The 4,636-nt window shown below is 75.9% G+C and carries 1 protein-coding gene and 1 pseudogene; both read left to right on the forward strand.

Annotated features, from left to right (window positions below; translation table 11 throughout):
- Positions 1-1,473: RICIN domain-containing protein (locus ABT106_RS31145; RefSeq protein ID WP_351284193.1), on the forward strand; the 1,473-nt coding region annotated here is incomplete at its 5' end.
- Between the two features lie 417 nt (positions 1,474-1,890).
- Positions 1,891-2,208, forward strand: a pseudogene (locus tag ABT106_RS32230) (hypothetical protein); the annotation flags it as partial.
- Positions 2,209-4,636 lie beyond the last annotated feature (2,428 nt).

The raw sequence follows: 4,636 nt of genomic DNA on the forward strand, positions 1-4,636 counted from the left end.
GTCGCCGCGACGCCGTCCGCGCCCCCCACCGGCGCGGTCGCCGCCGCGAGGGCCGACGAGCCGCCCGGCGGGCGGCCCAACCGGCCGCTGCTGGCCGCGGCGGCGATAGCGGGGACCGTCCTCATCGGTACGCCGTTCCTGTTCCTCGGCCTCGGCAGTGACGAGGAGCGCAACCAGGCGGCGTCGGTCCGGGAGGTGCCCGTGGGCGGCACCGTCGTGGAGAACCTCACCCCCAACGGCGGGCAGTCCGGGAACGACTACGCCACGGCCGCGCCGTCCCGCAAGCCCGTGCCCACCGTCCGGCCGGTGCCTCAGCAGGACCGGCGGGCGGAGGGCGCCGAGCGTCCGGGGACCGGCCCGAACCCGGGGCCCGAGGAGGAGAAGAGGAACAGCGGGCGGACCGGCACCGACGCGGGGCCGGCCACCGGAGGGGACGCCGTGGCCGGGGAGAAGCCGCGGGCCACCGAAGAGCAGCCCGTGTCGCCGCAGGACACCGGGGCGGACAAGAAGGTCTTCGACCAGGACGGGTCCTCGGGGCGGGACAAGGCCCGGGAGCAGGCGGCCAGGGGCATCGCTCCGAAGGAGGGCACGGCCGTCGTCGCGCTCCAGGAGCAGCCCCAGGAGCAGCCCCAGGAACAGGCCCCGGCACAGTCCCCGGCACAGGCCCCGGCACAGTCCCCGGCGCAGGAGCGGCGCTCCGCACCGGCGCAGGCCCCGGCCCCGGCCCCGGCAGCTCCGGAGAAGGACCCGGCACCCGCCGCGCCCGCGGAGAAGAAGGAGGCGGAACCGGAGAAGGCCGCTCCGGCGACGGAGACCGAAGGGCAGAAGCCCGCTCCGAAGAAGGAGGCCAAGACGGCCCCCGTCGAGGAGAAGGCGCCCGAGACGGCGAAGCCCGCTCCGAAGAAGGAGACCGTGGCCGCGCCCGTGGCCAAGCCCGTCACCAAGCCGGTCGCCAAGCCCGCGGCCCGGGCCGGGGGCGCGCTGCCGCAGAGCGCGAACTTCGCCACGGTGCGGAACGTGCCGCTGAAGAACGCCATGACCGGCATGTGCGCCGACGTTCCGAACTACGGCAAGGGCACGGTGGACGGTCCGGTCAACCAGTTCACCTGCAACACGACGGCCGCGGACAACCAGCTGTGGGACCTCGTCGTGAGCCGCCCCGGGGCCGGTCCCGGCGGTGCGGACCTGTTCACCATCCGCAACAGCAAGGACGGCCTCTGCCTGGACCTGCCGAACTACGCCGGACAGCCGGCCGGCACCGGTGTGTCCGAGTTCCACTGCCGCCCCACCAACGCCGACAACCAGCTCTGGTACCTGGACAAGCGGTCGGACGGCAAGTTCTGGATCCGCAGCCACTCCAGCGCCGGCCAGTGCCTGGACGTGTCCGGGTACTACGGCAGCGGCGGCAAGGACGCCCGGCTGACGATCTTCGAGTGCAACAAGCGGGACGACCACGTGTGGTCCTTCTCCTGATCCGGCTCCCGCCCCCCGAGGGCGGCTGACGCGAAGACCGTGCCCCGGGCGACCTCCGCCCGGGGCACGGTCGCGTCTATGGCCCCGCCGCGCGCCGTCCCACCCTCGCCGTCTCACCCCCTGGCGTCCGCCGCCGCACCGGGGTCGGTCCGGCCGGGTGGGAATCGTCACGGGGTGGGTGGGCTGAAGCCAGGGGAAAGGGGCCCGGAACACTTGCCCCGACCCTCGCGCAGAACCTCGCAAAAGGGAATGTCTCCGGCATTCCGTGTTCGGTGTTCGAGCGCGCCCCGTCCTAGCATCGGCCCCGTCGATCCGGCCGGAGCGGCCGGACGGGGAACAGGCCGGGCGGTGCGTGAGATGCGGGAGCTCGACTTCCCCGAGGACGTCCGGCGGATGCTGTGGATCCTGATCGGCGAGATGCCGGTCCAGGCCCGCGAGAACCTCGCCTACGAAAGCCGCGAGCTGTACCTGAGGTTCGGCAAGGGCATCAAGGACCTCCGCGACGAGATCCGGCTCTCCATCGCGGAGGCGTCCACGGCCCTCCCCCAGGAGGTGGCGGACCGCTACGTCCGGGGTCTCTCGCTGCTCACCGACGACGGGGGAGTGGACCACCTCGACGCGATGGCCGAGCGGCTCGACGACATCGCCCGGAGCCAGGTCGACCACTCCATGAACATCCAGCAGGCCAAGTGGGAGATCATCGCGGAGATCGTCATGCTCCTCCTCGAACTCGCCCTGCTGGCCGCCCTCGCCGCGATCACCGGTGGCACGTCCGTGTCGCAGATGGCGCTCGCCCGGGCCCGGAGCAGACTCGCCGTCCTGCTCGTCGTGGACCGGCTGCTGCGCATGACGCATCTCGCCCCCGGCCTCACCGGGGCCGTCGAGGAGGCCCTGCAGACCCTCGCCGTGCGCCTCGCCCAGATCGCCCTGAACCCGGCCGGCCGCCGGCCGGACGGGATCGACTGGAGGGACGTCGGCAAGTCCGCCGCGTTCGGCGCGGTCGTCGGCCTGATCGGCGGTGCGCTCGGCGGAGCCGCCGATCACTTCCGGAACTGGTTCAAGCACGCCTTCGACGACTTCGACCGCTTCGCCAAGGACCATCCGAGGTTCACGACCCTGCTCGACGGGGTGAACGACGTGGCGGAGGCGTTCGTCGTGGGAGCGGTCAGCGAGTCCACCGGCGAGACCCTGATCCAGGGCGCCTTCGAAGGCACCTGGGACTTCTCGTGGAGCACCTTCATCGGTTCCGGCACCAGCTCGGCGTTCGAGACGGTCGCCGGGGGCGCCGTGGGCGGTGGCGCCCTCTGGCTCCACCACGCGTACGTCCCCGCCCCCGCCTCCGCGGACCCCTCCACCGTCAACCGGCTTCCGGGGCAAGGGGGTTCGCGCGGTGGTGGCGGTCCGGGCGCCTCGGGTCCCGCCGCCCCGCCGGTCCGTGTACCGCCGCCGCTCCCCGTCACCCCGCCCGTGCCTTCCGCACCGCGGGACACCGCCGGGTCCGACCCGGCGGTCACCGGACCGGCCGCGTCCCCGCCGCCCGCGTGGTCGCGCACCCCTCCGGCGCCGATCGGCCCGCCCGCGCGCGTGCTGGCGGCGAGCGTCCCCGCGGCGTACGGGAGTCCCGGCCGCGAGTCCGCCCCGGACCCCGGTACCGACCGGGGCGGGGGCCCCGGTTCCGGCCCCGGTCCGTACGCGGCCGGGAACACCCTGCCCGGCGCCACGGCCCCCGCCCCGGGTACCGCGGCCGCGCCACCGGCCGCGCCACCGGTCGCCCCGACCGCGGGGCCGGCCGGTGTGCCGGGCCACCGGGCGCCCGGTCCGGGAACGTACGCCGACGCGACCGGCGACGAACGCCCGGACACGGCCGGGGAACACCCCGACAGCCCCTCCCGCACCGGCCTTCCCGACACCGCCGACAGCACGGCACGGAGGCAGGGCCCTCCGGCTCCGGACGGCACGGCGGCGGACGGCACGGATGCGCACGGTACGGCGGGCGGTCTCGGGTCCGCCGTACCGACCGGTCCGGCGGCGGTCTCCGGCGGGGCGCCCGACCGGGGCCACACGCCGGCCGGCCCACCGCAGGCGCACGGCCGTGGCCTGCCGGAGCACGGACCGGCCGGAGCCCCGGTCCCCGCGGCTTCGCCGGAGGGAGAGTCCGGCCCCGAGGCCGCGGACGGTCACGGCGGCCCGCAGCCCACAGGCGCCGAGCCGGCGCAGCGGAGCGCGGATCCCCGCACAGCGCCGGATCCGTCGAAGGCCGGCCGGGACCGCGGCGCGACCGAGCCCGGAGCGCAGGACGGCCCCGGCCGGGACGCGCCCGGGCGGCCGGAGGCCGAGGGCGGAGCCCAGGCACCGGGGGCCACCGTCCGACCCGCGCCCGCCACCGCCCCCTTGACCGGGAACACGGCCTGGGAAGCCGCGCGCGCGGCCGTACCACCGCTCACCCGCGCGCACACCTGGGTGGACCCGGTGTCCGCCCCCGCCGATCCGGCGCGGCCGGGGGAGACCACCCAGTACGCCGTGCGGTCCCTGTTCGACGTCCGGCGGGTCGCCCACGACGGCGACTGGGTCACGGACCTCACCGTCCGGGTCGCCACCGGCCCGGCGGGCTTGGCGCCGCACGTCTGGGACGCGGTGCGCGACGGAGTCGAGGCGTACTTCAACGCACCGGGACACCGCCTGCCGGAAGGCGACCGGCTCCATGTCACCGTCGAGCAGACACCGGACGACCCGCGCCCCAACGGGCTCACCGTCACCCTCGCCGGCCGCGACCAGCCGATGACCCGTACGGTCTGGTGGGCGGACGCGGACCCGGTCGACTACGCCCACGAGATCGCGCACCAGCTCGGGCTGCGGGACGAGGCCCGGGGCGGCGACGAGGCCACCCGGCGGCCCGACATCCCCGGCAGCCTGCTCGGCGACTACACCCGCCCCGCCCCGGCCGGACTCCCGCAGGCGGGGCTGCGCGGCCGCCACCTGAGCCTCCTCGCCGCCCACGTCGGCGATCTCACCGACCCCCCGCCCGGCTCCCGCGAACCCGGTCCCGACGCCGCGCGGCCGGTCCGCACGGTCGGCGGCCCCCGGGGCTGCTTCTCGAACCAGGTGGCGGCCGGCAGGACCACGTCCGACAGGAGCGTCGTGGACGTCATCCGGAAGTCCAACG

Origin of the sequence: Streptomyces sp. NPDC002044 (genome assembly GCF_040296725.1) — a bacterium.
Lineage (GTDB): Bacteria > Actinomycetota > Actinomycetes > Streptomycetales > Streptomycetaceae > Streptomyces > Streptomyces antarcticus.